This is a genomic window from Serratia sp. PAMC26656, assembly GCF_016469055.2.
Taxonomy (GTDB): domain Bacteria; phylum Pseudomonadota; class Gammaproteobacteria; order Enterobacterales; family Enterobacteriaceae; genus Serratia; species Serratia plymuthica.
On record NZ_CP150486.1, the window covers coordinates 2958000 to 2984750 of the forward strand.

Here is a 26751-nt window from a genome sequence, read left to right on the forward strand (position 1 = left end):
CTTCGCTTACGACACCTTAGCCGCAGAGTGTCGGTTGGTGGTTCCACACATGTATGTTGTAACTAAAGTAACCATGCAGGCCAGCGCATTTCTGCCAGCCAGGCTATCGCGCGGCGTGTGCGCTAATCATCTCTATCAACTGCGAACGCAACTGAGGCGGCAGATCGTGACCCATCTTCGGGATGACCTGCAGTTGCGAATGGGCGATCGCTCTGGCGACGGCAACGCCACCGGCTTTGCGCACCAAGCGATCGGCATTGCCGTGGATCACCAGCGTCGGTGCCGTGATCCGGCGGCTGTAACGACGCAAGTCGCCACTGCCGAGCAGCGCCGACAACTGCCGTTGCAGGCCTTCGGCATCCATCCCCCGCTTTAATAAGCGCCTAACCAGTATATCAAGCTCCGTCTCCTCGACCGGATAGGCCGGGCTTCCCAGTGCGCGCAACCCCTCTTTCAAAGACTGGCATTGCTGTTGCGGCGTCGCATTTGCCGGCGGGCGCCGCAGCAACAGTTTCAGCAATGACGGTGCCGGCGGCGGCAATAACGGTTGGTTGGTGCTGGAAAACAAAATGGTCAGCGACTTTACCCGCAGCGGGTATTCCGCCGCCAGCACCTGAGCAATCATGCCGCCCATTGAGGCGCCCAGCACGTGAGCCTGCGCTATTTGCAGGTGATCCAGCAAATGCACCGCGTCTTCCGCCATGTCTTCTAACGAATACGGCACCTGGGTTTGCCAGCCCAGTTGAGCGCGCAATATCAATAGCCACAAGGGCTGCAACCTCTTACCCTGCGTCTTGCCGGACAGGCCGACATCGCGGTTATCGAAGCGAATCACCCGAAAGCCTTTGCCCACCAACGCGCGGCAGAAATCGTCCGGCCACAGCAGCATCTGCGCGCCAATGCCCATAATCAACAGCAACGGTGGATGAGCGATATTGCCCCAGTCCTCGTAGGCTATCGGTACTTCGCCCTGCTCGGTGAGCCCGCGACGGATCGCGATATCGTTCATTTACCGTTCCTTTTTGCGTTATGGCGCGCCGCGGCAGGCCACCTCCCGCGGCTTGTACATTAGGTTACACGCCGAAACCAATCACTCACGGAAAGCATTCTGCCATTTACCTACTATCTTAACACCGGCCCCGCAGTGGGCTTGATACATGACGAGTAATTTGAGGATTCTTTGATGAAAAAAGTATTAGCTCTGGTTGTTGCCGCTGCAATGGGTCTGTCTTCTGTTGCCTTCGCTGCTGACGCTGCCACCACCACTACCGCACCTGCGGCGACGGCTACCACTACTACTGCTGCACCGGCTAAAACCACTCACGTGAAAAAACATCACGCGAAGAAAGCGGCAGTTCAAAAAGCGCAGTCGGCCAAAAAGCATCACAAAGCCACCGCTAAAAAAGCCCCGGCTCAGAAAGCTCAGGCAGCAAAAAAACACCACAAAAAAACCAGCCATAAAAAAGCTGCGTAACAGCAATCTGATGTGAGGCTCCCCTCACCAGTCCAGAATTGATTTGTCCAACACCCGGTTCGCCGGGTGTTTTTTCATCGGGGGTTCTCATCAATGCTGCGCCGCTATTTATTTGAAATCATTCTGGTCGCCCTGATCCTGTGCGGGTTGATCGCCACCTTCTTTTATTTGTAGCCGCAGATTTTCTCCGGTTATAAATTATCGAAAAATCAATCACTGCCCATCTACACAACAGCTAAATCAGTCTATAGTTAGCATTCCGTGTGTTTATGGATGATTCGTATTTGCCAGGCAAGAGATCTATGCGCATAACCGTTTTGCTGTTGCTGTGCTCATTCCCGCTCGCTTTCTCCCTCTCAGCCCGGGCCGACAGCCCATCCGACGCGTCGACGGCTGAGCAAACCCGCTTATTTTTTGGTAAGGATGACCGGATAAAAGTCACAGAAACCGAGGGGTGGCCCTGGCAGGCAATTGGCCAGGTGGAAACCGCCAGCGGCAACTTGTGCACCGCCACACTGATTTCCCCCCATCTGGCGCTTACCGCCGGCCATTGCGTACTGGCGCCGCCAGGCCAATTGGATAAGGCCATCGCCCTGCGCTTTGTTGCCGGCAATAAGAGCTGGAAATACCAGACCGACAATATCGAAACGCTGGTCGACCGCAAGTTAGGGAAAAAACTCAAGCCTGATGGCGAGGGGTGGATTGTGCCGCCGGCTGCCGCAGCCTATGACTTTGCGCTGATCCGCCTGAAGGATAAAAAACCGCTGCCGATTAAACCTCTGCCTCTGTGGCAAGGCGACAGCAAAGCGTTAACTCTGGCGATGAAACAGTCCAAACGGCTGATTACCCAAGCGGGTTACCCGGGAGATCATCTGGACGATCTCTACAGCCACCAGAACTGTAAAGTGACGGGTTGGGCGCAACAGGGGGTACTGTCGCACCAGTGCGATACCCTGCCTGGCGACAGCGGTTCGCCCCTGCTGCTGAAAACCAACGACGGTTGGTCGTTGATCGCCATTCAAAGCTCCGCGCCGGCAGCCAAAGACCGTTACCGCGCCGATAACCGCGCGTTGGCAGTGACCGGCATACGCGATGCGCTGGACGCACTGGCTGCGGGAAAATAACAACGGGGGTTCAGCATGCTGAACCCCTCGCTTAGTCAGGCCGAAAGCTGCTCGATAGTCTGCAAGATACGTTTGTCCGAAATCGGATAAGGCGTGCCGAGCTGCTGGGCGAACAGGCTGACGCGCAGCTCTTCGATCATCCAGCGCACTTCTTTCACCTCGTCATCCTGCCGACGTTTCGGCGGCAGCTTGTTCAGCCACTGCTGCCACGCCTGCTGCACCTGATCCACCCGCAGCATCTGCGCGCGATCGCGGTGCGGATCAATCGCCAGCTTCTCCAGCCGGCGTTCAATCGCCTGCAAATAACGCAGCGTATCCGGCAGGCGCTTCCAGCCGTTGTTGGTGACGAACCCGCGATAAATCAGGCCACCAAGCTGGGTTTTGATATCCGACAGCGCCAGCGCCAACGACATGTCCACCCGGCCCTTCAGCCGCTTGTTGATGTTGAATACCGTGGTCAGGATCTGCTCGACCTGCCTGGCCACCCCCACCACCGTTTCATTCAACTCGCCGCGCACCAACTCCTGCAGACGCGCGAAGTTCTCTTCCTGCCATACCGGCCCGCCATGTTCGGCAATCAGCTTGTCGATACCGCACGAGATACAATCGTCGATCAGATCCAACACCTTGCCATAAGGGTTAAAATACAGCCCCAGCTTGGCTTTGTTGGGCAGCTTTTCATGTAGATACTTGATTGGCGATGGGATATTCAGCAACAGCAGGCGCCGCGTACCCTGCCACATCGCCTGTTGCTGCTCTTGCTCGCTGTCGAACAGGCGGATCGCCACGCTGTCTTTTTCATCCACCAGCGCCGGGTAGGCTTTCATCGAGTAGCCGCCGCGTTTCTGCTCATAAAACTCGGGCAGTTTGCCGAAGCTCCAGATATGCAAATTGCTTTGTTCCAGCCCATCATCCGCCACCGCCGACAGCGTCTCCTGCACTTTGTCCTTCAATTGCAGTTTCAGCGCCGTCAGATCTTTGCCTTCGAGCAAGGTTTTGTGATTTTCACCCACCACCCGGAACGTCATTTTAAGATGATCGGGTACCTGATCCCAGTGCCAGTCGTCTCGTGACACCGTCACGCCAGTCATACGCCGCAATTCACGCTCCAGCGCATCCAGCAGCGGCAGCTCCAGCGCGGTCACCCGCCCGAGGAAAGCCTCGGCGTAGTTCGGCGCCGGCACAAAGTTACGGCGAACCGGTTTCGGTAGCGACTTGATCAGCGCAATCACCAACTCACGGCGAATCCCCGGGATCTGCCATTCAAAGCCCTGATCTTCAATCTGGTTGAGAATAGGCAGAGGAATGTGAACCGTGACGCCATCGGCATCGGTGCCAGGTTCAAACTGGTAAGTCAGGCGCAGCTTGAGATTGCCCTGGTGCCAGGCATTCGGGTAGTCCAGCGCGCTGACCTTGTTGGCGCCGTCCTTGATCAGCATCTCTTTTTCAAAACTGAGCAAATCCGGCTTTTGTTTACCGGCGGTTTTCCACCAGTTGTCAAAATGACGCCCGGACACCACATCGCTCGGAATGCGCTGGTCGTAGAAACTGAACAAAGTCTCGTCATCCACCAGAATGTCACGGCGGCGCGATTTATGTTCCAGCTCTTCCACCTCGGCGCGCAGCTTCAGGTTGGCGCTGAAGAAGACATGTCGCGTCTGCCAGTCGCCTTCCACCAACGCATGGCGGATAAACAGCTCACGGCACAGTAAGGGATCAATAGTGCTGTAATTGACGGGTCGCGCGGCGACAATCGGCAGCCCAAACAGCGTCACTTTTTCGCTGGCCATCACCGCGCCCTGGGATTTCGACCAGTGCGGTTCGCTGTAGCTGTGCTTCACCAGGTGCTGGGCCAGCGGTTCAATCCACTCAGGCTCGATACGCGCAGCGATGCGGCCCCACAGGCGGCTGGTTTCCACCAGTTCGGCCACCATCGTCCACTTCGGCGGCTTCTTGAACAAACCTGAGCCGGGGAAGATCGAGAACCGGGCATTGCGGGCACCGGTGAACTCTTGCTTGTCGGCATCCTTCTGGCCAATGTGCGACAACAACCCGGTGAGCAATGCGGTATGCACGCTGCGGTAATCGGAAGGCTCGCTGTTAACCGGCAGCCCCAGCTCTTTCACCACCTGGCGCAGCTGGGTGTAGATGTCCTGCCATTCGCGCACCCGCAGGTAGTTAAGGAAATCATTGCGGCACAGCCGACGGAACTGGCCGGAGGAGTGCTCTTTTTGCTGCTCTTTCAGGTAGTCCCACAGGTTAACGTAGGCCAGGAAGTCCGAGTCTTTGTCAGCGAAGCGGCGGTGTTTCTCGTCAGACGCCTGCTGCTTGTCCATCGGCCGCTCTCGCGGATCCTGGATCGACAACGCGGCAGTGATGATCATCACCTCACGCACGCTGCCGCTTTTTTGCGCTTCCAGCACCATGCGCGCCAGGCGCGGGTCGATAGGCAACTGCGCCAGTTGGCGGCCCTGCGGGGTGAGCTGATAATGGCCGTTTTCAGCCGTTTTAATCGCTCCCAACTCCTCCAAAAGACGCACACCGTCCAGAATATTGCGTTTGTCCGGCGCTTCGACAAACGGGAATGCGGCGATATCCCCCAGCCCGAGCGACGTCATCTGCAAGATAACCGACGCCAGGTTGGTGCGCAGGATCTCCGGATCGGTAAACTCTGGTCGTGACAAGAAATCCTGTTCTGAGTACAGGCGAATACAGATGCCATCTGACACGCGGCCACAGCGGCCCTTACGCTGGTTGGCGGAAGCCTGCGACACCGGCTCGATCGGCAGGCGCTGGACCTTGGTACGGAAACTGTAGCGGCTGATGCGTGCGGTGCCCGGATCGATGACATACTTGATGCCCGGCACCGTCAGCGAGGTTTCCGCCACGTTGGTCGCCAGTACAATGCGGCGGCCATGATGCGACTGGAACACCCGGTTTTGTTCGCTGTTCGATAGCCGCGCATACAGCGGCAATACTTCGGTATGCGGTAAACTAAGACGGTTCAACGCATCGGCGGTATCGCGAATTTCACGCTCGCCGCTCATAAAGATCAGGATATCCCCGGGCCCTTCGCGGCCAAGTTCATCCACCGCGTCGAAAATCGCCTGCAGTTGATCGCGATCGGTATCGTCGGCGTCATCCACCACCGGGCGATAACGCACCTCGACCGGATAAGTGCGGCCGGAAACTTCGATAATCGGCGCGTGATTGAAATGGCGCGAAAACCGCTGTGGATCGATGGTTGCCGAGGTAATGATGACTTTCAGATCCGGGCGTTTCGGCAGCAGTTCACGCAGATAACCGAGGATAAAGTCGATGTTCAGGCTGCGTTCGTGCGCTTCATCGATAATCAGGGTGTCGTACTGCATCAGCAGCCGGTCCTGCTGGATTTCCGCCAGCAGAATACCGTCGGTCATCAGCTTGACCAGCGTATTTTCACCGACCTGATCGTTAAAGCGCACCTTATAACCGACGCTGCCGCCGAGCGGCGTTTCCAGCTCATCGGCAATGCGGTTTGCTACAGTACGCGCAGCCAGGCGCCGTGGCTGGGTATGGCCGATCAGCCCCTTCACCCCACGCCCCAACTCCAGGCAGATCTTCGGCAACTGGGTGGTTTTCCCCGAACCGGTTTCCCCGGCGACTATCACCACCTGATGGTCACGGATCGCGTTCAGGATATCCTGCTTTTTCTGACTGACCGGCAGGTTTTCCGGATAGGTGATTTTCGGGCAAGAGACGGCGCGCGCCTGCACTTTCTGCAACGCCGCCGTAATGTCACTTTCTATTTCAGCGACGGCCGCCTGCTGAGCATCGGGATTTTTGATTTTTCGTGCGCCCTGCAGCCGACGTTGCAGGCGTTGTTGATCACGGAGCATCAGTTCGCCCAGTTGGGCAGAGGATGCCGCGAGCGGAGATTTCACGTTCGGTATTCCTTGTCTCATCGCTGCCGCATCAAGGTTTAGCAACGGTTTAATAATGTATAAGCACGTTTTCAGCTTTAGCCGCTCAGAATATCACAAGCCGCTTTTTCCCCATAATCCATCTGCTTAAGCGGCATTGGGTCATTCAATAAAATCGAACAAAGATCTCGAAATATTGCGCTATCACTGTTGGAAGAATGTGAATAGAGTGTACTGCATGCAAGGGACGCGTTGTCCTGATGTCACTGTCATAACGTAAGGAATTACCGATGAGCAAAGTATTGGTTCTCAAATCAAGCATCCTGGCGGGTTATTCTCAGTCTAACCAACTGGCCGATTTCTTCGTGGAACAGTGGGCCAACACCCACGGCAACGACACCATTACCGTCCGCGATCTGGCCGCACAGCCAATCCCGGTGCTCGACGGTGAACTTGTTGGCGCACTGCGTCCTTCCGATACGCCACTGACCCCACGTCAGCAAGAGGCGCTGGCGCTGTCTGACGAACTGATTGCCGAGCTGCAAGCCAATGACACCATCGTTATGGCGGCGCCAATGTATAACTTCAACATCCCGACCCAGTTGAAAAACTATTTCGACCTGATTGCCCGTGCCGGCGTGACCTTCCGCTACACCGAAAATGGCCCGGAAGGTCTGGTGAAGGGCAAACGCGCCATCATCCTTACCAGCCGCGGCGGTATTCATAAAGGCACGCCAACCGATCTGGTTGAACCTTACCTGCGTCTGTTCCTGGGCTTCATCGGCATCACCGACGTTGAGTTCGTCTTCGCCGAAGGCATCGCCTATGGCCCGGACGTTGCAACCAAAGCACAGGCCGATGCCAAAGCCGTGCTGGCGCAAGTTGTCGCCGCCTGATGCTTCTCGCAGGGGCAATGTGCCCCTGCCGAATCCTACCGATCTGCGTTAATACCTGTCAGACCTGCACTACCCTCATAAAAATTCCAGATTTGTATTACTGCTGCGCGCCAAACGGCGCGCTTTTTTATTTCTTCAACCACTGACCGTTAATGCCACGCACGTACTCTCCCGCGGGGGCACGCGTCACCAGCTTCTGCCCGGCCATGCGCGCCACTTCATCGATGGCAATATGGTTGCCGTCCGCCACTTCCTGATATTTTTCGGTACGCCCGGCGTTAATACTTTTCACCAGCACCAGGGTTTCGGCGTCCTGCTTGACCGGGGCAATATAGCCGCTGAGCGTCTCGCCCACCCGGCCCTGCTGTTTGGCTTCATCAAGCGTCAGCGCCATCGCCATACTGCTGAATAACCAAGCGACACCCACCAAGCCTAAATAACGTTTTTTCATTTTTGGCTCCTAGAACAGGCCGCTTTGGGTTTTCAGCAGATTATCGACGTCCTTATCCACCTTGATGTGTATTTCATGTTCGATCTTCACGTTCATATTGATGGTAATCGGGTCTTTGGGCGTCGCGACCTCAATACGCGGCACGCAGCCGCTCAGCAAAGAAGTGCCCAGAACGGCGACCAGCAAGGGCCCGCTGATGATTTTCATGGTTGTTCCCCAGATTTTGAGAGGGCCTGCTCAAGCCACTCCTGTAAATTGTCGCCAAAGCGCAGACTGCGCCATAGCTGAAACACGTTTTCCTGATGGGTATAGTTCAGGATAATCTCACGTTTGGCACTTTTTTGCGGGTTAACCCCGTCAATGTGCGCTTTTAGCGTCAGTTCGCCCAGATTGTCGAGATCGACACTGGCCCGCGAACGGTTGATCTCCATGTAGCGCAGCCAGTCTATCGCCGCGCCGGTCGCCAGATTATTGCTGCCGATAGCATCAGCCATGTCTTTGTCCAACCGCAGTGTCAGCATGCCGGCATTGGCGATCCACCCATTGCGCACCAGCCATTTGGGGTGATTGAGGTACAGAGGCAGCTCACCGTCGACCTTGCCGGACATGGCAAACTGTTTTGGCTTCAAGGCGGTAAACAGCGCGCTGAGATCCACTTTATCCAGTTTCAGCACCGCAGCATCATGTTGCGGCATACGCAACGCCGACAGGCTGATATGCCCGTTCAGCACATCCAGGCCGACATTGCTTAACGTTAACGGCGCCGGCTCGTTGTAGGGATAAAAACCCTGAAGATCGGCCGTGATATTCTGCATTTCGAACAGGTTGCTGAATGACTTGATGCGTAGCGTCACCGGCCGTTTGGCGCCCAATTGCCACAAATGATTTTTCAATCGGTAGGACATAACAAAATCCAGACCGCTCATCTCACCGTCTTTCAGCCACATGCCGCCATTGTTCACGACCCAGTGGCCACCGGCTTCAAATCCCTGTACGCGGGCGGCGGAAAAGGCCGACTGAGCATAAAACTCGCCGTCGCGCAGTTTGATATTGAGATCCGGCGAGATCAACGGCTGGAATACTTTCAGCGATTGTTTCGGCCACCAGCCTTCGCCGCGCAGCCGCTCGCCGTCCCAACGGCCATGCAAGGCGATGGGCCCAATCTGTTCCGCCTGCAATTTTCCCTGCCACTGGAAGCTGTCCGGCGTCGTACCTTTAAGCTGCAACGCCAGCACCGGTGCGGGTAAGTGACCCCCGTCCGTGAAATTGACCTTGCCGGCAACCAGTTGTATATCGGCATTGAACGCCGGGTTCTGCTCGCCACGCTGCCAGCGCAGTGGCTGCCCCAGGCTGAGACGCGGCGCATCCACCGTCACCAGGCCATACTTCAGCTTGTCAAAGCCTGTGGAAAGACGGTCGAGAACAATCGTCGTGTCCTGCCAACTGCCGCTGCCGGCAACGTCCCAGGCCGCCAGCAACGGCGGTAACTGTCCCTTCCCCCAATAGCGCCATTGCCAGTTGCCGTGGTCCGGCCAAAATTCCTGCGCTTTACCGTCCAGATGCAGTTTAAAGCGGCCCCAGTAGCTGTCGCTGGCGCTGATGATGGCTTGCAGGCGGCCGGTAATGCCGCCGGCGGTAACCTTGACGCCGGCCAGCGGCAGGCGAGCCTCTTCCAGCTTCATTTCCGACGTGGCGTTGCCCCATAAACGCAGCAACGATCCGGGCTGCAAGACCAGCGTCGGATTAAGGATAGTGCCACTGAGAATGCCGGGAATAGAGGCGGTCATGGAAAAATCGGCCAGATTAGCCTGGCCGGTCAGTTGGAAGCGCAGATCGCTGTCGATCAATCCGACCTTGCCCGGCCCCAGCGTCAACACCGCATTGCCTTTACCATTGTGGCCGGCGGTAATCACATTCAAACGAGCGCTGATTTGGGTTTCATCAAGCCCCTTGCTCCAGTCGTGCAGCGCCACGTTCAGCCCGCCGTTAAGCGGCTGCTGGCTATAGGGCCAACGCCACTCGCCTTGATTGATGCTGACCTGCTGCGGGGTGATTTCCCAGGGTAACGTCACCAGCGGCTTATCGTCGCCCTTTTCCGTCAGCGTCAACACGCCTTGCTGCTGCTGCCAGCGCATATCGAGCAGCAACGGTTTCTCGAGATAACCGGTTTGCATCTCGCCCTGCAACGCGCCCTGTGCAGGCAGGCTGTCCAAATCCAGCGGAATGGCAATCTTGCCGGTCAAATGCAGGGGTTTCGGGCTGTTGGGCGGGGTAAGCGTCATGCTGTTCAGCGTCAGTTGCTGATGTGTATCCAGCACGGCTTCGACGCTGAGGTTTTTCCCCTGATAGCGCAGGCGCTGGCCGCCAGCAGAAGCTTGTAATTGCAGCTTTCCGGCGTAGTGTTGCCACGGGATTACCGTGAAATCATTGATGGTGACATCCAGCAAAGGCAGCTGTTTTTGCAACTTATCAAGTGCCAGAGGAGCGCTGTTGGCGTCACCGGAGGGTAATTTTGATAAACAGGCGCTATCAATGCTGAGTTTGTCGCCGATCAGTTGCCAGCGCCCCTGCCGATAAGTCAACCGGGTCGGCCCGACGGCGGCCAGCAAACAATCCTGCGCGGTAAACCGGGCGCCATCCAGTTGCAAGGCACCCTGCTGCCACCGCGGTTTACCCTGCAAAACCAACTGACTGCCCTGCGGCAGCCAATGAGCAAGCACGCGCGGCAGCCAGCGCGGCAGGGTTTGCCACAGCGCCAGCAGCAGGATCACAATACCTGTCACAATCCCTATGAATACTTTCAATCGCTTAGTCATTAAATGATTGCTTCATTCCTGAGTTAGGCATTATCCCCCCAAATCGAACGCCATTTAAGGGTAAGTCTATGCCTGAATTGGCAATAATGATGGCACGAATTTAACATAGGGTGAAGTCGATAGCACCGGTAACACCTGCTCAGGCGGTTTTCCAGTCATCGATGCTACCCTTGTAGACTTTAGTTACATATTCATCATGTGAATAAGATGTGTTTCAGATTTTTGTTATTGTAGTTACGGTTGTTCATTAATAGTCTTGCAAGCATTCTAACAAAAGTCAGCCGCGAGCTTACTGTACTAGAGAAGCCATTCCCCACCCCCCGTGGGGATTTTTTTTCCTCCCCCCACGTCCTTCCGCTACTCTTAATTCTGCCCTCAACAAAGCGTTTTACCCATACCGAAGATAAGCTAACCAATTGTAGAATTTACTAAAATCTGTTAAATTCGTCACAAAATCACGCGGGAGAAACCACGATGAAATTGGCGATATACAGCACCAAACAGTATGACCGTAAATATCTCGAACTGGTGAATCAACAGTTTGGCTATGAACTGGAGTTCTTCGACTTCCTGCTCAGCAAGAAAACAGCCAAAACTGCCGCCGGTTGCAAAGCGGTGTGCATTTTCGTCAATGACGACGGTAGCCGTGAAGTGCTTGAAGAACTGGCGGCACTGGGGGTTGAAATCCTGGCCCTGCGCTGCGCCGGTTTCAACAATGTGGACCTGGACGCCGCCAAAGAATTAGGCATCAAAGTGGTCCGCGTACCGGCTTATTCTCCGGAGGCGGTGGCAGAGCACGCCGTAGGGATGATGATGTGTCTTAACCGCCGCATCCACCGCGCCTACCAACGTACCCGCGACGCCAACTTCTCGCTCGAGGGGCTGATCGGCTTCAATATGCATAATCGTACCGCTGGGGTGATCGGCACCGGTAAAATTGGCGTGGCAGCCATGCGTATCCTGAAAGGGTTCGGCATGAAACTCTTGGCTTACGATCCCTATCCAAGCGAGCAAGCGCTGGAGTTGGGCGCAGAATATGTCGATCTGAAAACGCTGTACGCGCAATCAGACGTGATCACCCTGCACTGCCCGCTGACGCCGGAAAACCATCACCTGCTGAATACCGACGCTTTTGCGATGATGAAGAACGGTGTCATGATCATCAACACCAGCCGTGGCGGCCTGATTGACTCCTCAGCGGCAATTGACGCGCTGAAGCAACAGAAAATCGGCGCGCTGGGGATGGACGTATATGAAAATGAACGCGACTTGTTCTTCGAAGACAAATCCAATGACGTGATTCAGGATGACGTATTCCGTCGCCTGTCAGCCTGCCACAATGTGTTGTTCACCGGTCACCAGGCTTTCCTGACTGAAGAGGCGCTGACCAGCATCTCGGAAACCACGCTGAAAAACGTCAATCAGTTGGATCGCGGTGAAAATTGCCCGAATCAGCTTAACGCCTGATTTTTGAGTGAGGGAAACGCATGAAAAAGTGCCTGCCGATGGCGTTAGCAGCGCTGTTATTAACGGGGTGTGGAATGAGCCAGAGCGGTAAAGCGATCACGGAAGACGACCTGTTACATCACAATTTCGTGCTGCAAAGCGTGGACGGCGTTGCGGTGAAGCCGCAGCCCGGTAATGCCCCAAGCATTGAGTTCGGTGAAAAAATGCATGTTTCCGGCGCGATGTGTAACCGCTTCTTCGGCAGCGGTCAGTTGCAAAACGGCGTGCTGACGGTGAAAAACCTGGCCTCAACGCGGATGCTGTGCACCGATGCGCAACGCAATCAGTGGGATCAGACCCTCAGCGCAGTGCTGGAAAAAGGGGCAAAAATCAGCCTCAACGCTCAGCAGTTAACGCTGAGCGGCGGCGACCATGTCCTGGTATATACCCTGCGAGACTGGGTGCAGTGATCCCTGTTCACCAGGCTGTGTGATCGGCCTGGTGTTCTTTCTTATCTTAACCGGCGGTCGAGCAAGCTCCTTTACCCAGGGCCCATTCCTCACACTGCTTACCGTTCGGCATCTGACACATTCTTACCGCCTCACCGTTTAAATTATGAGCCACGGTAGTGACGCCGCCAACGTTGGCGCAGTTGGCGCTGGTCTGTAACGTATTGATTCTTGCGCTGTTGCCCTGTTGAACTGGTTCTTCACTCTTGCTGCTACATGCGGCCAAAAGCAGTACGGCGCCGGCAAGCAGCCACGTTGATTTTTGCATTATTTCACTCCTGAACCCGGAACTGCGCTGTGTAAAATCGCCATTGCTGATAACCCGCGTCACTTTAAATGCGGACACGTTCAGTTATCTTTGATGCAAACCTGTTTAATCTAGCCTGATAAATTAATTATGGAAATATATTCCTGCAATTATTTGGCGTTTATTTGAACAAAATCGCCATTATTATCGTTACGGGATTTCTTTCTCTCAGATGCCATCCCGGCACCTAAGGTCGGTGACGTACTGCGGGTTTGCAGGCAAAGGCGTCGCCATGGCGAGGGGGCAGCGACAACCCAAGTTTGAAAACTTGCTGGCGAGCGAGGCGGAGGCTCTTGGGTTGCTGCGCATGTTTAGCTACCGGAGCGGGAGATATTGCGGGCCACCCTGTTGCAGGTTAATACATCCGCGACATTCAGGCTGTCGCCTTGTTGGCCTTAATTTTAAATTGGCTGGGCACAACAACTCTTTATTTCCCGTTATTTACTCCTGGATGATTCAGCCAGCGTCACTGAATGCCACGCTGGCTATTTTCACATTAAAATAACAATCAATGCGCCGCCGTTTTCGACAGTAAATTAATCACCAGTACGCCGGCAATAATTAACACCATGCCGATCACCGCAGGCAGATCCAGCTTTTGCTGATAGACAAATACGGCCGCTATCGACACCAGAACAATGCCCATGCCCGACCAGATAGCATAGACTATCCCCAGCGGCATGGTTTTTACCACCATTGACAGCCCCCAGAACGCCACGGCGTAGCCCACGACAACCACCAGCGATGGCCACAGTCGGGTAAAGCCTTCAGAGGCTTTCAACATGGTGGTGGCGATCACTTCCGCAACAATCGCCATGGTCAAATAGATAAATCCGCTCATCGTTTTTTCTTCTGTAAGTGAACACGTTCACCAGTATGGCGCGTCGCGAATAAATTGTCGTTAAACCACCCGGCTAATTCTCCGTTTGAAAACAATTTTTACCGAAAATATTACCTCGAGCGCGCGCCCTGTTGATTTTTCACCCGCCACACAAACGCGATAAAGGGCCAATATATCCCTCTGCTAGACTTTGCTAATTACTGCGAGAGGCAACTTTTGCAGCTTTTTGAGCAATGAAAGGTAAAGTCGATGATTACTACAGATGGTAATAATGCAGTCGCTTCCGTCGCCTATCGCACCAGCGAAGTGATCGCCATCTACCCGATCACCCCCAGTTCAACCATGGCGGAACAGGCGGCTGCCTGGTCCAGCGACGGCCGGCCAAACATCTGGGGAGACGTGCCGTGCGTGATGGAAATGCAGTCCGAAGGCGGAGCCATCGCCACCGTGCACGGTGCGCTGCAAACCGGCGCTCTGTCGACCTCATTCACCTCATCGCAGGGCCTGCTGCTGATGATCCCTACGCTGTATAAACTGGCCGGTGAACTGACGCCGTTTGTGCTGCACGTCGCCGCGCGTACCGTGGCGACCCATGCGCTGTCGATCTTCGGCGACCATTCCGACGTAATGGCCATACGCCAGACCGGCTGCGCCATGCTGTGCGCCAGTAGCGTCCAGGAAGCGCAAGACTTTGCGTTGATTTCCCAAACGGCATCCCTCAACAGCCGCCTGCCGTTTATTCATTTTTTCGATGGTTTTCGCACCTCGCACGAAATCAACAAAATCGTGCCGTTGAGCGACGAGACCCTGCGTCAGATGCTGCCGCAGGAGGCGATTGACGCCCACCGCAGCCGCGCTTTGTCACCGGACCACCCGGTGGTGCGCGGTACTTCCGCTAACCCGGATACCTATTTCCAGTCGCGTGAAGCCACCAATCCCTGGTACGACAGCGCCTGCCAACATGTGATTGATGCGATGGATAAATTCGCGCAAGTCACCGGGCGGGCATATCAACCCTTTGAATATTACGGCCACCCGCAGGCCGAACGCGTAGTGATCCTGATGGGTTCCGCTATCGGCACCTGCGAAGAAGTGATTGACGCCCTGTTAACGCGCGGTGAAAAGGTCGGTGTGCTAAAAGTACGGCTGTTCAGGCCCTTCTCCGCTCGGCACCTGCTCAGCGTGCTGCCGGAAAGTGCCCGAAAAATCGCCGTACTGGACCGCACCAAAGAGCCGGGTGCGCTGGCGGAACCGCTGTATCTGGATGTGATGACCGCACTGGCCGAGGCCTTCAGCCGTGGCGAACGCGCGGACATGCCGATGGTGATCGGTGGCCGTTACGGTTTGTCCTCGAAGGAGTTCGGGCCGGACTGTGCGTTGGCGGTATTCAACGAACTGCAACTTGCCAGGCCACGCCCGCGCTTTACCGTCGGCATTTTCGACGATGTGACCGGCCTTTCCCTGCCGCTCAGCGAAGAAACCCTGCCACCGCGCGCTTCGCTGGAGGCGTTGTTCTACGGTCTGGGCAGCGACGGCTCCGTATCCGCCACCAAGAACAACATCAAAATCATCGGCAACAGCACGCCGATGTACGCGCAAGGCTATTTTGTCTACGACTCGAAGAAGGCCGGCGGCCTGACGGTTTCTCACCTGCGCGTCAGCGAACAGCCCATCAATGCGGCCTATCTGGTCAGCCGCGCCGACTTCGTCGGTTGCCATCAACTGCAGTTTATCGATACCTACCAGATGGCGGAACGGCTGAAACCCGGCGGCATCTTCTTGCTCAATACGCCGTACCGGGCCAATGAGGCGTGGTCACGGCTGCCGCAGGAGGTTCAGGCGGTGCTGCAACAGCGCCAGGCGCGTTTCTATATTATCAACGCGGCAAAACTGGCGCGCGAGTGCCAGCTCGGAGCGCGCATCAATACCGTTATGCAGATGGCGTTTTTCCAACTGACGCAAATTCTGCCGGGCGACGTGGCGCTACAGCAACTGCGGGATGCTATCGCCCGCAGCTACAGCAACAAAGGCCAGGAGATCGTCGAACGCAACTGGCAGGCGCTGGATGCCACGCTTGATGCGCTGATTGAGATCCCGCTGCAACCGATCGACGGCAGCAGCCCGCTGCGCCCGCCGATAGTCTCGGATGCCGCCCCCGATTTTGTCAAAACCGTTACCGCCGCGATGCTGGCCGGGCTGGGCGATGCGCTGCCGGTCTCGGCCTTCCCGCCGGACGGCACCTGGCCGGTTGGCACCACCCAATGGGAAAAACGCAATATCGCCGAGACGATCCCGCTCTGGCAGCCGGATCTCTGCACCCAGTGCAACCACTGCGTTGCCGCTTGCCCGCACTCGGCCATCCGCGCCAAAGTGGTGCAACCGCAGGCAATGGAGCACGCCCCCACCACCTTGCAGTCGCTGGATGTCAAAGCGCGTGATATGCGCGGTCAGAAGTATGTGCTGCAAGTCGCGCCGGAAGATTGTACCGGCTGTAACCTGTGCGTAGAGGTATGCCCGGCGAAAGACCGCCAGAACCCGGACATCAAGGCGATCAACATGGCTTCGCGCCTCGATAATCTTGAGGTGGAAAAACGGCATTACGATTTCTTCCTGCAGTTGCCGGAGATTGACCCAGCGCAGATTGAGCGCATCGACATCCGCACTTCGCAGTTGATCTCGCCGCTGTTCGAATACTCCGGCGCCTGTTCCGGCTGTGGCGAAACACCGTACATCAAGCTGCTGACCCAGCTCTATGGCGACCGGTTGCTGATTGCCAACGCCACCGGCTGTTCATCCATTTACGGCGGCAATCTGCCGACCACGCCTTACACCACCAACGCCGAAGGCCGCGGCCCGGCATGGGCCAACTCGCTGTTCGAAGATAACGCCGAATTTGGTCTGGGCTTCAGGTTGACGGTCGATCAGCACCGTAGCCGCGTGCTGCGGTTGCTGAATACGCTGGCGCCGCAACTGCCTGATCCGTTGGTCAACGCGTTGCAGATGAACGATATCGCGCCGGAACCGCGCCGCCAACAGATCGCTGAATTACGCGGCTTGCTGACGCAAATCGAAGGTAACGACGCCCGCCAGTTGGCGACCGACGCCGATTATCTGGTGGATAAATCCATCTGGCTGATTGGCGGCGACGGCTGGGCCTACGATATCGGTTTTGGCGGATTGGACCACGTCCTTAGCCTGACCGAGAACGTCAACGTGCTGGTGCTGGATACCCAGTGTTACTCCAACACCGGCGGCCAACAGTCGAAAGCCACGCCGCTCGGGGCGGTCACCAAGTTCGGTGAGCACGGCAAGCGCAAGGCACGCAAGGATCTGGGCGTCAGCATGATGATGTATGGCCACGTGTATGTGGCGCAGATCTCCCTGGGCGCGCAACTCAACCAGACGGTGAAGGCCATTCAGGAAGCGGAGGCCTATCCGGGCCCGTCACTGATTATCGCCTACAGCCCCTGCGAGGAGCACGGTTACGATCTGGCGCTTAGCCACGATCAGATGAAACAGTTGACCGCCACCGGTTTCTGGCCGTTGTACCGTTTCGATCCGCGCCGCGCCGACCAAGGCAAACCCGCGCTGGCGCTGGACTCTCGACCGCCAAACAGCGAGCTGACCGAAACCCTGCTGAAAGAACAGCGCTTCCGCCGCCTGAACTCGCAGCAGCCTGAGGTCGCCAGCGCGTTGTACCAGGCCGCCGAGAAAGAGCTGAAAGAGAAGTACGACTTCCTCAGTATGTTGGCCGGCAAGACGGAACAATCGTCCGCCGAGTAATCCTTCAGGGCGCGACCGGTTCGCGCCCTGCTTCCAACCAGCTTTGCCGCTGCGCTTCTTTTACCGCACCGCGCACATAGTTTTCTTTTCCCTGCCCTTGCGCAACGTCGAACTGCGCCTTCTCAATCACTGGCTGGTAACGATCTGTTTTCATTAGGCTATCTGCCTGAATCAACAGCGGCACGATGCGCACCCCAACCCGATCAAGGCTTGGATAGGGCCATTTCCGCCCTGCATCAACGTAAGGTGCCATAAAGTCCAACGCCGCCAACAACGAACTGCCCTGGGCCGTGCGGTAATGCCACAAGTCAATGTCCTGCCGCTGCGCCACCCCGGCCATCAGCACCAACGCCTGCAAATTGAAATAGCTGTAATGGAACGAACGGGTGCGCAACAATTCTTGCGGCTGCGAGCCGTTAACGGCAAGTTGTAAATCAAGCTTATGCTGCGTCAGCGTCGCCATCTCCCGCACCACTTCATCACGCCCGAGCCAGGCGGCAATACCCGCCACCTGAACGGCGTACCAACTGCCGTGGTTATTCTTCGCGGCGGCTTCCTGCTTGCCGGCGGGGCTGTGCAACAGCCAATCGAGGTAGCTGCTAAACCATTGCCGCGTCCGGCTTTCATCGGCCACCGTCCAGCCTGGCGTCTGGCGCAACAGCAGCAGGCTGTCGACAATGCGGGTGGCGAAATAACGCCCGTCCAGAATGCCGTTACCACGGCCGCTGTCTCGCCCTGGAATACCCTGTGCGTAGTTGAGGTTCGGGTTCATCCGCGTTTGCGGGTTGATAAACCAGGCGCGGATCAACGCGATCGCCCTGTCGCTATAGCGTTGTTGCCCGGAGAAATAGCCCGCCAACGTCAGAATCTGTACCCGCTGAGTGAACTCCGCCAGCCGCACGCCATCACTCTGCTCGTTTTTACTGGCCGGATTCACAAGCCCATCTCGGCGCACCCAGGGCAACCCGTTCGCTTTGCCGGCATCCGGCCACCAGTAGGCACCGAGACTCAGGTAATCGTGCTTGTCGCCGCTGGCTGGGAGCAGGCCTTTCTCGGTCACGCTGAGCAAGGGTTTGTGCATCGCGCTGTCGGCGTCCTGCAGCAGCCGCTTATAGTTAGCGTCACCGCTGAGATGGGCTTTTACCTGCGACAGCGAAGGTTGCTGCAAGAAAATGCAGCACTCTGCGGCGTGGGCCGCAAACGACGTAAAACAAAGCAATAACCCGGCCTGCAAGAATTTACGCATAATCCTCCCTGCCATATGACCTCTTATACAGACTCGCCCTTGGGATAACTCCCGGCAAACCTACTTTATGTCAGGAGTGAAGTTCGGCCACGGTCATGGTGAAGACCAATTTCCCCTCACCCCGATTTGAATAATGATGCGGTACATCGGTGCTGGCGACGGCAGAGGAGCCCTCAGGAATAATCATCTCGGTACTCCCCACCTTCAGGTTGAGAACGCCCTGCTCAACATGCAGCAGCTCGAAAGTGCCTTGAGGATGGCCCGCAGAGGCAAACAGCTCATCAGGAAACATCTCCCAGCGCCACAGCTCAATCATATTCGGCCCACGCGTCCCCGCCAGCAAACAGGCTGTTCCGCCCGAGTCACCCGTCCATAATGTAGGTATATCTTTTTTATCGATAAGGTAGGCGGAGGGCGCATCGGTGACATTAACGACATCGGCGACAGACAGGCCCAGCGCCGCCGCTATTTTGCACAATATGGCAATGCTCGGATTCGCTGCACCCTTCTCGATTTCTACCAGCATCCCTTTGCTGACGCCAGCCCTGCGTGATAGCTCATCAAGCGTCAATTTCTTGTTTTTGCGGTGCTGTTTGATGGTGCTTGAAACCGCTTCATTGACAGTTTGAATGTCTGCCCCGTGCTCGGTCGATATATTGACTTTATTGGTCATTAGTCATTACCATGAAATAAATTAGTCATTATAGGATTATCAGATGTTTTCAGTTCTTCCGTCAATCGATCCCAAGGTTTCCTCCGTGGCGCCCGGTTTCAGAGCCTTAAGCATTGCGGTTGAAGCCGCGCCTATTACCAACCCGAAGATTGCCGACCAGGCTTTGGAACAGGCTTGTCATTCTCTTTCTGCGGGTGACGCGCCCTGGGCTGAGGCTCATCTTGCCGCCTGGGGAGAGGTATTTACCCGATTCGGCGCCAAACCCAAACGCACCCCTTGTTCAGCGGAAGCTTTGCGCAAACGGGTTCTGCGAGACGGCTCGCTACCCAGTATCGACCCCGTAGTTGATCTTTATAATGCCATCAGCATTCGCTATGCCATTCCCGTTGGCGGGGAAAATATTGAAGCCTATGTCGGGCAACCCAGGTTGGTGGTTGCCGATGGAAGCGAACTGTTTGATACGATAAAAGACGGTGAAATGGCGCATGAATCGCCGGAACAAGGTGAAGTCGTCTGGCGCGACGATCTGGGGGTAACTTGCCGTCGCTGGAACTGGCGCCAGGGGGTAAGAACCCGGTTGAGCGCAGATGCCGGCAAGATGTGGTTTATTCTGGAAAGCCTGCCGGCCATGCCGTTACAGGCGTTGTATGATGCCGGCGAGGAACTGATCAAGGGACTGCATCAGATGATGCCGGGCGTAAAAACCGAGCAGACACTGATTGGTTTCGATCTGGTTGAAGAGCATCAAACAAAGTAAAAAAGACGGCTTTCGCTCCTCATTGTGCCATGTCTGGGCTCATGCATAAAACGCGCTGGTATTCGGCGGCGTAATCCGTACCATACGCGACATACTTTTGCCTGCTGGTTGTTGTCAGCAGGCGCGAACCCATTTTTATCGCAAACCAGATGGGGCATGATATGCGCACAGGGTCTTCAAGGCCTCGGGGGCAAACAGGGAAGAAATGAATAATGACCCAAACCGCCTGTTAAATGCTAAACTCGCGGTCTACATGTCATGCCCCCATAGTGCCCCCAATTGAAAACGAGCACGATTTAAATGTCAGAAAAACAAACCGTTAGTCAAAAAGAGCAGTACAACCTCAACAAATTGCAAAAGCGCCTGCGTCGCAACGTGGGCCAGGCGATCGCCGATTTCAACATGATTGAAGAAGGCGACCGCATCATGGTCTGCCTGTCCGGTGGCAAAGACAGCTACACCATGCTGGAAATCCTGCGTAACCTGCAGCAAAGCGCGCCGGTGAACTTCTCGCTGGTGGCGGTCAACCTCGACCAGAAACAGCCGGGCTTCCCCGAGCATATCCTGCCGGCTTATCTGGAAGGTCTGGGGGTGGAATACAAGATTGTCGAAGAAAACACCTACAGCATCGTCAAGGACAAGATCCCTGAAGGCAAAACTACCTGCTCACTGTGTTCACGCCTGCGCCGCGGTATTCTTTACCGGACCGCCACCGAACTGGGCGCGACCAAGATTGCCCTTGGCCACCACCGTGACGACATTCTGCAAACGCTGTTCCTCAATATGTTCTACGGCGGCAAACTGAAAGGTATGCCACCCAAACTGATGAGCGACGATGGCAAGCATGTGGTGATCCGCCCACTGGCCTATTGCCGCGAAAAGGATATCGAGCGTTTCTCGGTGGCCAAAGAATTCCCCATTATTCCGTGTAACCTGTGCGGTTCACAGCCCAACCTGCAGCGTCAGGTGATTGGCGACATGCTGCGCGACTGGGATAAACGCTATCCGGGCCGTCTGGAAACCATGTTCAGCGCAATGCAAAACGTGGTGCCTTCACACCTGAGCGATTACAATCTGTTTGATTTCAAAGAAATTCACCACGGCAGCGAAGTGGTAGACGGTGGCGATCTGGCCTTTGATCGCGAAGATATTCCGATGCAACCGGTCGGTTGGCAGCCGGAGGATGCAGATGAAACTGCTCCGCCACTGGAGCGTTTAAACGTTCTCGAAATCAAGTAAACCTTGGCGCTGCCCGTTATCTGCGGGCGGCGTTTTTTCCTCCCGACAGTTTTAGATCCTGCTCACAATTTCAGCATAATTTATCGGACAGCACCACCTTTCCTCTATACTGTGTATTCATACAGTCATAAGGAGATTGCCGATGAACATTACCCCCTGCTTATCCCATGTTTCCCTGGGTACCAATCATTTCGATGCCGCCGCCGAGTTTTACGATAGTACGCTCTCCGCATTGGGCTGTCGGCGAGTGCTGGAGCACCCTGGCGCTATTGGCTATGGCCGTGATTACCCGGAGTTCTGGTTGCAGGTACCGATCGATAACCAACCCGCATCTGCCGGTAACGGCGTGCACGTAGGTTTTTTCGCCACCAGCAAACAGCAGGTCGATGAGTTTTACCGACTGGCGCTGCAGGCCGGCGCGAAAGATGAAGGAGCACCAGGATCACGACCACACTATGGCGAAGCGTATTACGGGTGCTTTGTTCGCGATCTGGACGGGCATAAAATCGAGGCCAGTTTCTGGGACGAAAGCACAGCCTGAAGGCGGTAAACTGCAGACAAAAAAATGCCGGTGGTTAGACCGGCATCGTATGAATCAATGTGCTATGCAGTAATTCTAAATAATAAGAAAGTAAGACAATTATGGAGCGCAACGCCCATCGCTTGACGTTGCATTCACCTGCGAGAGAGATCATGCCCCATTTCCGCCCGGCAAAAGTTGATATCGCTCAATGTTAACCGGGTTTTCGCGCTTTTTTGGCTACAGCCAGCGGCTGCGTTTCAACCACCAGGCCACGCCGAGCACCAACCCCGTCAGCATCAAGCAAAACGTGGCAAAACCAAAGGGATTGCCACCGCCGGGAATGCCGCCCAGGTTAACGCCGAATAATCCGGTCAAAAACGTGGTGGGCAAAAATACCATTGCCAGTAGCGACATGGTGTAAGTTCGGCGGTTCATGGCATCGGCCATCACGGTGGTAATTTCATCGGAAAGGATCGCGGTACGCGCAATGCTGCCATCCAGATCGTCCAGACCGCGCCCCAGCCGGTCGGCAACATCTTGCATACGGCGTCGATCGTCATCGTTCATCCAAGGCAACCGCTCGCTCGCCAGCCGGGAAAATACGTCGCGCTGCGGCGCCATGTAACGGCGCAACACAATCAGTTGTTTGCGGATCAGCGCCAACTGCCCACGTTCCGGGATTTGCTGCTCCAAAAGCGCATCTTCCAGATCGATGATCTTATCGTGCAGATCCTCGATAAAATCGCTGGTGTGATCGTTCAGCGCATCGGAAACCTCCACCAGCCAGTTGCCGCTGTTGGTCGGCCCGGCGCCGCTTTGCAGATCGTTCACCACCTGATCGATGGAGTACACCTTACGGTGCCGGGTGGAAACGATCAGTTTATCGGTCAAGTAAACGCGGATGGTCACCAACTGATCCGGACGTGAGTTGGCGTTGAAATTAATGCTGCGTAACGTGATCATGGTGCCATCCCCCAGGCGGCTGACCCGAGGGCGTGAGCTTTCCCCTGATAACGCTTCTCTTACCGCATCCGGCAACAGCGGCGTAGTGTTCAGCCATTCAGCGCTGGCCGGATGCGCATAATCCAGATGCAGCCAGCAAGGCTCATCGCAGGTGATTTTATCATCGTAGTCAATCGATGTTACGCCACCTTTGCCGTCTAACTGGTAGGCATACACCGCATCAGGAACCTGTAACTCGCGCCCCTCAATGACATCCATTCCTTATCCCCTTCGCTTTTCAGTTACACCAGAGTCTAGCGTTAATGTTTTGCGACTCAAAGATAAAGCCGCTTGATGCTTACCCCTGACTCGCACCTTATGCGCTAACATGGGTGAATAACGACCAACGCTCAGCCAGGCCCCCATGAAATACACATCGACGTTACTGTTGGCTTCTATTTTGACGCTTGCTCCTGCGCCATTCTATCCGCTGTTTGCCGCAGAAGATTCGCTCGAGAGTATCGCTGATGCCTATCAGCTCAAGCTCGGCGACTCGGCGGGTAATTTGCCTTACTACGTCGCAAAAACCCACGGGCGAACACCGCATTCCGCGTTAATCGTGCTTCACGGTCACCCGAGAGACGCCGGGAAAACGCTGGCTGCGGCCCTGAAGGCGGCGCAACTGGCAGGTAAAATCGACGATACTTTATTGGTTGCGCCGCTCTATCCGGTTCCCACCGCGCAGGCCAGGCGCTGCCATTCGCCCGGCGTTCCTGCGGCGCAGCCGGGTGATGCCTTGTGGAGTTGCAGCTCCTGGATCGAGGGTGGGTTGGATTTACAGTCAACAGTGAGCTCGTTTGCCGCGCTTGACCAATTGATCGCCGAACTGAAAATCAAATGGCCGCAGTTACGGTGGGTCACTGTCGCTGGGTTTTCCGCCGGCGCGCAGTTCGTGCAGCACTACGTCGGGTTTGCGGAGGTACCCACCGGCGTGAGCGTGCGTTATGTCATTTCCGACCCCGGCAGTTGGCTTTACTTTGATCGCCTCCGGCCACAGCCGGTTGTCGACTGGCGCAGTTGCAGTCAGGAAAAAGGCTGCGATTTTACCTGGACAGAAGTTAACACCGACTCGTGCCTGAACCTAAACCACTGGAAATACGGTCTGGAAAATATCCCCGCTTTTCATGACCAAACCCGCGAGACGGTAAGCCGGCGCTATGCCGCAGCGGACATCACTTATATTGAGGGCGAAAAAGATACCGGCAACGCGCCAGGCGCCTTCTACAAAATACTCGACAAATCCTGCGCCGCGCAGGCTCAGGGCCTCTACCGTCTGCAACGCGGCATCGCCTACGCGGCTTACGATCGGCGTTTTATCGCCCCTGGCGCCAAACGTCAGTTGCTGATCGTCCCCGGCTGCGCGCACAACGTGTCTTGCGTATTTCCTTCAGCCATTGTGCGTAGGGCGTTGTTTGAGGCGCCATAACCGCTATGATTCTGCCACAAAAATAAAACCCCGCCATTTAGCGGGGTCTGATAAAAATGCGTAGCAAATAACGCGGCAGATCAATGCTGCAAAATATACATTGTCTGGCTGTAGGCCACGTCCTCCGGGTTGGTGATCGGGTACCCTTTGACCCAAGGCTTGATCAGGCGACCGTTGGTGTACTGGTAAATTGGCGCGATCGGCGCCTGTTCCGCAATGATCTGTTCCGCTTTATTGTAATCCGCCGTCAGGGCCTTTGCGTTGGTTTCCCGGCTAGCCTGCGCCAGCAGATTGTCATACTTGGCGCTCTTGAACTTGGCGATGTTGCCGCTGTGGGAAGAACTCAGCAGCGACAGGAAGGTCGATGCCTCGTTGTAATCGCCCACCCAGGAAGCACGCACGACGTCGAAGTTACCGGTGTTGCGGCTGTCGATATAGGTTTTCCATTCCTGGTTTTGCAACTTGACGTCAATCCCGAGCGTTTTCTTCCACATCGACGCCACGGCAATCGCGATTTTCTGATGGCTTTCCGAAGTGTTGTACAGCAGCGTCAGCTTCAGTGGATTATTTGGGCCGTAGCCGGCGGCCTGCATCAACGCCTTGGCCTGCGCATTCAGTTCCGCCTGCGATTGCTGCTGCATCAGGCTCACTTCCGGTTTGAACCCGGCGGTGACGTCCGGCGTGAAGTGATAAGCCGGCTTCTCACCGGTGCCCAGCACTTTTTCGGCGATAATTTTACGGTCGATTGCATAAGACAGCGCTTTACGCACTCGCACATCATTGGTCGGCGCACGTTGGGTATTGAAAGCGTAATAATAGGTGCCGAGCTGATCCGGGGTATAAACCTGATCCGGGATATCTTTCAGCAACTTCTGGTACATATTTTTCGGGAAGGATTCAGTGATATCTATATCGCCGGCCAGATAACGTTTGGTGGCATTGGACTCCTGGTTGATCGGCACAAAGGTCACTTTGGTCAGCACGGTATGCGCATGATCCCAATAGTGTTCATTTGGCGTCAGCACCAGTTTCTCATTGACCACCCGCTCCTGCAGTTTAAACGCACCGTTCCCCACCAGGTTACCGACTTTGGTCCAGTCATTGCCGAACTTCTCCACCACCGACCGGTTCACCGGGAACAGGCTAAAGTTGGCGGTCAGGCTGACAAAGTACGGTACCGGTTTATTCAACTGCACTTTAAAGGTGTAGTCATCCAACGCCGTTACGCCCAGCTTATCGGCAGGCAGCTTACCGGTGATGATCTCGTCGGCGTTCTGAATTCCGGCCAGTTGGGCGAACCAGGCAAAGGGGGACAGGTTCTTCGGCTCAACCAGGCGTTGCCAGCTATAAACGAAATCCTTCGCCGTTACAGGGTCACCATTTGACCAGCGCGCATCTTTGCGCAGCGTGAAGATATAGGTTTGATTATCAGTCGTCTGCCAACGGGTGGCGACGCCGGGGATCACCTTGCCGTTGGCATCCTGATTCACCAGCCCTTCGAACAGGTCACGTGCCAGTTGCGCCTCCGGCAAGCCCACGGCCTTGATCGGATCCAGTGAGGCCGGCTCATCTTTAATATGGCGAACAATTTCCTGCTTTTCCGCCAGAGTGGTGCCTGGGGGAACCTGCGCCGCCATCGCGCTGCTCAATCCTGCGCCGATAGCCACTGCACACAACGCCAAACGAAAACCTTGCTGAATTTTTCTTCTCGTCATTCTGATTCATCCCCGTTAACCATCTGAATTTTTTATCATATAGCACAAGATCCGTCTCACCTATAGCCCTGGGCGGACAAGATGCAAAAACTGAGGGCCAGACAATAAAAAATGCCCTGCGACAACGTCGACACGGGCATTTTTGTTTCAGGGAGAGTTAGTCGTAAAGGTGAATGCTGTTGATGCGGTAACTGAACTCTTCACCTTCTTCCTCGTCGAAAATGGTGAAGAAGCTTTGTTCGGCGAGCGGTTTAGAATATATATCGGTCTTCTGCATCTGGCGCGACTCGGCATCGTCATAACCATAGTCGAGATAGAAGGTGTTTTTCTGGTAGTCAACGTGCAGAGTAAAGGGATAATTGGACTCATCGCCACGCCCGTCATCATTCTTCACCACGCCGAACCATTCCCCCTGACGGATCTGGTTTTCCTCATCCACGCCGCACAGCAGCGTGATGGTATCCTTTTCATTTTCGCTATAGCTGGCAACTATTCTGGCTACTGGCATGTTAAATCCCCTGCTTGGTTATTGGGTTAGCTTTGCCGATAGTATAACAACAGCGAAATGACCGGCGCGGTTTTATTGTTGCCTGTGCCAATGCACAGCTCACATATCAGGCA

The 26751-nt window shown here is 55.6% G+C and carries 22 protein-coding genes and 1 pseudogene; 11 read left to right on the forward strand and 12 right to left on the reverse strand.

Features of this window, described 5'->3' with window-relative positions:
* Nucleotides 1-103: 103 nt before the first annotated feature.
* Nucleotides 104-1009 (reverse strand): alpha/beta fold hydrolase, encoded by a 906-nt coding sequence (locus JEM67_RS14935; protein ID WP_199635995.1) that lies wholly within the window; start codon nucleotides 1007-1009, stop codon nucleotides 104-106.
* 174 nt (nucleotides 1010-1183) lie between these two features.
* Between JEM67_RS14935 and asr the strand changes: the two genes are divergently transcribed.
* A complete protein-coding gene (asr, locus tag JEM67_RS14940) occupies nucleotides 1184-1474 on the forward strand; it encodes an acid resistance repetitive basic protein Asr (RefSeq protein WP_013813090.1) in 291 nt (96 codons plus the stop codon).
* Nucleotides 1475-1776: 302 nt separating this feature from the next.
* Entirely contained in the window at nucleotides 1777-2598 is an 822-nt protein-coding gene (locus tag JEM67_RS14945; RefSeq protein ID WP_013813091.1) for a trypsin-like serine peptidase, read from the forward strand.
* Between the two features lie 35 nt (nucleotides 2599-2633).
* Here the strand turns inward: JEM67_RS14945 and hrpA are convergent, their stop codons facing one another.
* Nucleotides 2634-6521: an ATP-dependent RNA helicase HrpA gene (hrpA, locus tag JEM67_RS14950; protein WP_199635996.1), complete on the reverse strand. Its 3888-nt coding sequence runs from the start codon at nucleotides 6519-6521 to the stop codon at nucleotides 2634-2636.
* A gap of 269 nt (nucleotides 6522-6790) precedes the next feature.
* Between hrpA and azoR the strand changes: the two genes are divergently transcribed.
* Nucleotides 6791-7396 (forward strand): FMN-dependent NADH-azoreductase, encoded by a 606-nt coding sequence (gene azoR / locus JEM67_RS14955; RefSeq protein WP_004945026.1) that lies wholly within the window; start codon nucleotides 6791-6793, stop codon nucleotides 7394-7396.
* Nucleotides 7397-7523: 127 nt separating this feature from the next.
* Here azoR and JEM67_RS14960 read toward each other — a convergent pair whose 3' ends face one another.
* The 3 genes from JEM67_RS14960 to JEM67_RS14970 are packed head-to-tail and all read right to left on the reverse strand — an operon-like array spanning nucleotide 7524 to nucleotide 10663.
* The gene (locus JEM67_RS14960) at nucleotides 7524-7847 is read right to left on the reverse strand and encodes a YdbL family protein (protein WP_199635997.1); all 324 of its coding nucleotides are present in this window, start codon (nucleotides 7845-7847) and stop codon (nucleotides 7524-7526) included.
* A gap of 9 nt (nucleotides 7848-7856) precedes the next feature.
* On the reverse strand, nucleotides 7857-8054 hold the full coding sequence (locus tag JEM67_RS14965; RefSeq protein ID WP_004945033.1) for a YnbE family lipoprotein: 198 nt from the start codon (nucleotides 8052-8054) through the stop codon (nucleotides 7857-7859).
* Nucleotides 8051-10663, reverse strand: a complete 2613-nt coding sequence (locus JEM67_RS14970) for a YdbH family protein (RefSeq protein WP_199635998.1) — start codon at nucleotides 10661-10663, stop codon at nucleotides 8051-8053. The genes JEM67_RS14965 and JEM67_RS14970 overlap by 4 nt, the downstream gene beginning before the upstream one ends.
* Nucleotides 10664-11137: 474 nt before the next feature.
* Between JEM67_RS14970 and JEM67_RS14975 the strand changes: the two genes are divergently transcribed.
* Together JEM67_RS14975 and hslJ are read left to right on the forward strand one after the other, a co-directional pair.
* On the forward strand, nucleotides 11138-12130 hold the full coding sequence (locus JEM67_RS14975) for a 2-hydroxyacid dehydrogenase (protein ID WP_199635999.1): 993 nt from the start codon (nucleotides 11138-11140) through the stop codon (nucleotides 12128-12130).
* A gap of 20 nt (nucleotides 12131-12150) precedes the next feature.
* Nucleotides 12151-12579, forward strand: coding sequence for a heat shock protein HslJ (gene hslJ / locus JEM67_RS14980; RefSeq protein WP_199636000.1), 429 nt, complete (start codon nucleotides 12151-12153; stop codon nucleotides 12577-12579).
* 46 nt (nucleotides 12580-12625) lie between these two features.
* Here the strand turns inward: hslJ and JEM67_RS14985 are convergent, their stop codons facing one another.
* The gene (locus JEM67_RS14985; RefSeq protein WP_013813097.1) at nucleotides 12626-12886 is read right to left on the reverse strand and encodes a putative hemolysin; all 261 of its coding nucleotides are present in this window, start codon (nucleotides 12884-12886) and stop codon (nucleotides 12626-12628) included.
* Between the two features lie 547 nt (nucleotides 12887-13433).
* A complete protein-coding gene (locus JEM67_RS14990; RefSeq protein WP_004945049.1) occupies nucleotides 13434-13766 on the reverse strand; it encodes an SMR family transporter in 333 nt (110 codons plus the stop codon).
* 249 nt (nucleotides 13767-14015) lie between these two features.
* On the opposite strand from JEM67_RS14990, the gene nifJ reads away from it, so the two are divergent.
* Entirely contained in the window at nucleotides 14016-17549 is a 3534-nt protein-coding gene (gene nifJ / locus JEM67_RS14995; protein WP_199636001.1) for a pyruvate:ferredoxin (flavodoxin) oxidoreductase, read from the forward strand.
* Between the two features lie 4 nt (nucleotides 17550-17553).
* Here nifJ and JEM67_RS15000 read toward each other — a convergent pair whose 3' ends face one another.
* Together JEM67_RS15000 and JEM67_RS15005 are read right to left on the reverse strand one after the other, a co-directional pair.
* Nucleotides 17554-18795 carry an alginate lyase family protein gene (locus tag JEM67_RS15000; protein ID WP_199636002.1) on the reverse strand — a complete coding sequence of 414 codons (1242 nt, stop codon included), beginning with the start codon at nucleotides 18793-18795 and terminating at the stop codon, nucleotides 17554-17556.
* A gap of 70 nt (nucleotides 18796-18865) precedes the next feature.
* Nucleotides 18866-19468 carry a helix-turn-helix domain-containing protein gene (locus tag JEM67_RS15005; RefSeq protein ID WP_199636003.1) on the reverse strand — a complete coding sequence of 201 codons (603 nt, stop codon included), beginning with the start codon at nucleotides 19466-19468 and terminating at the stop codon, nucleotides 18866-18868.
* Between the two features lie 43 nt (nucleotides 19469-19511).
* On the opposite strand from JEM67_RS15005, the gene JEM67_RS15010 reads away from it, so the two are divergent.
* The 4 genes and pseudogenes from JEM67_RS15010 to JEM67_RS15025 all read left to right on the forward strand — a co-directional run bounded on the left by JEM67_RS15010 (nucleotide 19512) and on the right by JEM67_RS15025 (nucleotide 22005).
* Complete coding sequence (locus tag JEM67_RS15010; protein WP_199636004.1) at nucleotides 19512-20225, forward strand: B3/B4 domain-containing protein; 714 nt, start codon at nucleotides 19512-19514, stop codon at nucleotides 20223-20225.
* 39 nt (nucleotides 20226-20264) lie between these two features.
* Nucleotides 20265-20508: pseudogene (locus JEM67_RS15015) on the forward strand (hypothetical protein); the annotation flags it as partial.
* A 17-nt stretch (nucleotides 20509-20525) separates the two neighbouring features.
* Nucleotides 20526-21464 carry a tRNA 2-thiocytidine(32) synthetase TtcA gene (gene ttcA / locus JEM67_RS15020; RefSeq protein ID WP_013813102.1) on the forward strand — a complete coding sequence of 313 codons (939 nt, stop codon included), beginning with the start codon at nucleotides 20526-20528 and terminating at the stop codon, nucleotides 21462-21464.
* Between the two features lie 142 nt (nucleotides 21465-21606).
* Nucleotides 21607-22005, forward strand: coding sequence for a VOC family protein (locus JEM67_RS15025; RefSeq protein ID WP_199636005.1), 399 nt, complete (start codon nucleotides 21607-21609; stop codon nucleotides 22003-22005).
* A gap of 219 nt (nucleotides 22006-22224) precedes the next feature.
* Here the strand turns inward: JEM67_RS15025 and zntB are convergent, their stop codons facing one another.
* Nucleotides 22225-23208 (reverse strand): zinc transporter ZntB, encoded by a 984-nt coding sequence (zntB, locus tag JEM67_RS15030; protein ID WP_004945070.1) that lies wholly within the window; start codon nucleotides 23206-23208, stop codon nucleotides 22225-22227.
* A 145-nt stretch (nucleotides 23209-23353) separates the two neighbouring features.
* On the opposite strand from zntB, the gene JEM67_RS15035 reads away from it, so the two are divergent.
* Nucleotides 23354-24415, forward strand: coding sequence for a hypothetical protein (locus JEM67_RS15035; RefSeq protein WP_199636006.1), 1062 nt, complete (start codon nucleotides 23354-23356; stop codon nucleotides 24413-24415).
* A gap of 80 nt (nucleotides 24416-24495) precedes the next feature.
* On the opposite strand, the gene JEM67_RS15040 is transcribed toward JEM67_RS15035, so the two are convergent.
* Nucleotides 24496-26130, reverse strand: coding sequence for a peptide ABC transporter substrate-binding protein (locus tag JEM67_RS15040; protein ID WP_199636007.1), 1635 nt, complete (start codon nucleotides 26128-26130; stop codon nucleotides 24496-24498).
* A 157-nt stretch (nucleotides 26131-26287) separates the two neighbouring features.
* Nucleotides 26288-26638 carry a hypothetical protein gene (locus tag JEM67_RS15045; protein ID WP_004945080.1) on the reverse strand — a complete coding sequence of 117 codons (351 nt, stop codon included), beginning with the start codon at nucleotides 26636-26638 and terminating at the stop codon, nucleotides 26288-26290.
* Between the last annotated feature and the right edge of the window lie 113 nt (nucleotides 26639-26751).

Excerpts from the sequence above, each read along its gene's own strand:
- JEM67_RS14945 (WP_013813091.1), top strand. The coding sequence starts at position 1,777 with ATGCGCATAACCGTTTTGCTGTTGCTGTGCTCATTCCCGCTCGCTTTC.
- JEM67_RS15035 (WP_199636006.1), top strand. The coding sequence starts at position 23,354 with ATGAAATACACATCGACGTTACTGTTGGCTTCTATTTTGACGCTTGCT.
- JEM67_RS14990 (WP_004945049.1), bottom strand. The coding sequence starts at position 13,766 with ATGAGCGGATTTATCTATTTGACCATGGCGATTGTTGCGGAAGTGATC.
- JEM67_RS15045 (WP_004945080.1), bottom strand. The coding sequence starts at position 26,638 with ATGCCAGTAGCCAGAATAGTTGCCAGCTATAGCGAAAATGAAAAGGAT.
- JEM67_RS15010 (WP_199636004.1), top strand. The coding sequence starts at position 19,512 with ATGTTTTCAGTTCTTCCGTCAATCGATCCCAAGGTTTCCTCCGTGGCG.
- nifJ (WP_199636001.1), top strand. The coding sequence starts at position 14,016 with ATGATTACTACAGATGGTAATAATGCAGTCGCTTCCGTCGCCTATCGC.
- JEM67_RS15005 (WP_199636003.1), bottom strand. The coding sequence starts at position 19,468 with ATGACCAATAAAGTCAATATATCGACCGAGCACGGGGCAGACATTCAA.
- azoR (WP_004945026.1), top strand. The coding sequence starts at position 6,791 with ATGAGCAAAGTATTGGTTCTCAAATCAAGCATCCTGGCGGGTTATTCT.
- JEM67_RS14985 (WP_013813097.1), bottom strand. The coding sequence starts at position 12,886 with ATGCAAAAATCAACGTGGCTGCTTGCCGGCGCCGTACTGCTTTTGGCC.
- zntB (WP_004945070.1), bottom strand. The coding sequence starts at position 23,208 with ATGGATGTCATTGAGGGGCGCGAGTTACAGGTTCCTGATGCGGTGTAT.
- JEM67_RS15025 (WP_199636005.1), top strand. The coding sequence starts at position 21,607 with ATGAACATTACCCCCTGCTTATCCCATGTTTCCCTGGGTACCAATCAT.
- JEM67_RS14975 (WP_199635999.1), top strand. The coding sequence starts at position 11,138 with ATGAAATTGGCGATATACAGCACCAAACAGTATGACCGTAAATATCTC.
- JEM67_RS14965 (WP_004945033.1), bottom strand. The coding sequence starts at position 8,054 with ATGAAAATCATCAGCGGGCCCTTGCTGGTCGCCGTTCTGGGCACTTCT.
- JEM67_RS14970 (WP_199635998.1), bottom strand. The coding sequence starts at position 10,663 with ATGACTAAGCGATTGAAAGTATTCATAGGGATTGTGACAGGTATTGTG.
- hslJ (WP_199636000.1), top strand. The coding sequence starts at position 12,151 with ATGAAAAAGTGCCTGCCGATGGCGTTAGCAGCGCTGTTATTAACGGGG.
- ttcA (WP_013813102.1), top strand. The coding sequence starts at position 20,526 with ATGTCAGAAAAACAAACCGTTAGTCAAAAAGAGCAGTACAACCTCAAC.
- JEM67_RS14935 (WP_199635995.1), bottom strand. The coding sequence starts at position 1,009 with ATGAACGATATCGCGATCCGTCGCGGGCTCACCGAGCAGGGCGAAGTA.
- JEM67_RS15000 (WP_199636002.1), bottom strand. The coding sequence starts at position 18,795 with ATGCGTAAATTCTTGCAGGCCGGGTTATTGCTTTGTTTTACGTCGTTT.
- asr (WP_013813090.1), top strand. The coding sequence starts at position 1,184 with ATGAAAAAAGTATTAGCTCTGGTTGTTGCCGCTGCAATGGGTCTGTCT.
- JEM67_RS15040 (WP_199636007.1), bottom strand. The coding sequence starts at position 26,130 with ATGACGAGAAGAAAAATTCAGCAAGGTTTTCGTTTGGCGTTGTGTGCA.
- JEM67_RS14960 (WP_199635997.1), bottom strand. The coding sequence starts at position 7,847 with ATGAAAAAACGTTATTTAGGCTTGGTGGGTGTCGCTTGGTTATTCAGC.